This is a genomic window from Streptomyces sp. AC627_RSS907 (assembly GCF_019049165.1).
Genome location: NZ_JAGMUE010000863.1, coordinates 1 through 660 on the forward strand (window position 1 = coordinate 1; position 660 = coordinate 660).

General features: G+C 74.7%; 1 pseudogene. It reads right to left on the reverse strand.

The features are described 5' to 3' along the window. A pseudogene (locus tag KUM32_RS39080) lies at window positions 1-660 on the reverse strand (serine hydroxymethyltransferase); the annotation flags it as partial.

Genomic DNA, 660 nt, shown 5'->3' on the forward strand with positions numbered 1-660 from the left:
CTCCCGCAGGGCCGCCCCGATCAGCTCCCCGACCCGCTCCATCTCGGCCTCCGCCATGCCCTGCGTGGTGACCGCGGCGGTGCCCAGCCGCAGGCCCTTCACGTACCCGGCCGCCTGCCCGGGCCGGGGCAGCGCGCAGGTGTCGAGCACGATGCCGGCGGCGGCGAGCCGGCCGCGCGCGGTGCGCCCGTCGAGGCCGAGGCCCGTGACGTCGGCGCTGATCAGATGGGTGTCGGTGCCCCCGGTCAGCAGTCCGATGCCGAGGCCGTCCAGCGCCCAGGCCAGCACGCGCGCGTTGTCGACGACGCGGTGCGCGTACGCGACGAAGTCGGCCGTCGCGGCCTCCGCGAAGGCGACCGCCTTGGCGGCCACGGTGTGCATCTGCGCGCCGCCCTGGGTGAAGGGGAAGACCGCCCGGTCGATGCGTTCGGCCAGCGCGGCGTTGCACAAGATCAAGCCACCGCGCGGTCCGCGCAACACCTTGTGGGTGGTGGCGCAGACCACATCCGCGTACGGCACCGGATTGGGCGCCGCGCCGCCGGCCACCAGGCCGATGGGGTGGGCCGCGTCGGCGATGAGGTAGGCGCCCGTCTCGTCGGCGATCTCCCGGAAGGCGGCGTAGTCCGGGTGCCGGGGATAGGAGATCAAGCCGCAGACGAT